Source organism: Streptomyces pseudogriseolus, from assembly GCA_002154585.1.
Lineage (GTDB): Bacteria > Actinomycetota > Actinomycetes > Streptomycetales > Streptomycetaceae > Streptomyces > Streptomyces pseudogriseolus.
Genome location: MUNG01000121.1, coordinates 1 through 406, shown reverse-complemented (window position 1 = coordinate 406; position 406 = coordinate 1). Strand labels below are relative to the sequence as shown.

Sequence of the window (406 nt, the reverse complement as noted above, 5' to 3'; positions counted from 1 at the left end):
CGACCGTGTCGACGTTGCGGCAGCCGGCGTAGAAGCGGCGGCCGACGGTGCCCTCGGCGTACTTGTCGCTGAACCAGTTGCCCATCGCCAGCAGGGTGGCCGGGGAGGCGTAGTTCTCGGAGGCGATCAGCTTGAGCATCTCGCGCTGGTCGGCGACCTCCTGCCCGATCGCGTCGGCGACGCGCGGCTCGACGGCGCGGATCACGTCGAGGGCGGAGCGGAAGGCGGTGGACTCGGGGGTGAGCGGCTGCTCGGCAGACATGGGGACCTCCGGACGTAGCGTTCAGCGTTCACGGTACGGATGGCCCAGGCGCACGGCACGTTGCTCTCGGGCCGCTCCCCGATGGTTGGTCCCATCCCAGCGCGCCAGTCACGGCCCGCGGGCCAGGTTACCGGGTGGGCGGGG

General features: G+C 71.7%; 1 pseudogene and 1 riboswitch. The pseudogene reads right to left on the bottom strand.

Annotation, left to right across the window (positions count from 1 at the left end):
• Positions 1-262: pseudogene (locus tag CCN29_RS35825) on the bottom strand (glycine hydroxymethyltransferase); the annotation flags it as partial.
• Between the two features lie 35 nt (positions 263-297).
• Positions 298-384: riboswitch (ZMP/ZTP riboswitch) on the bottom strand.
• Between the last annotated feature and the right edge of the window lie 22 nt (positions 385-406).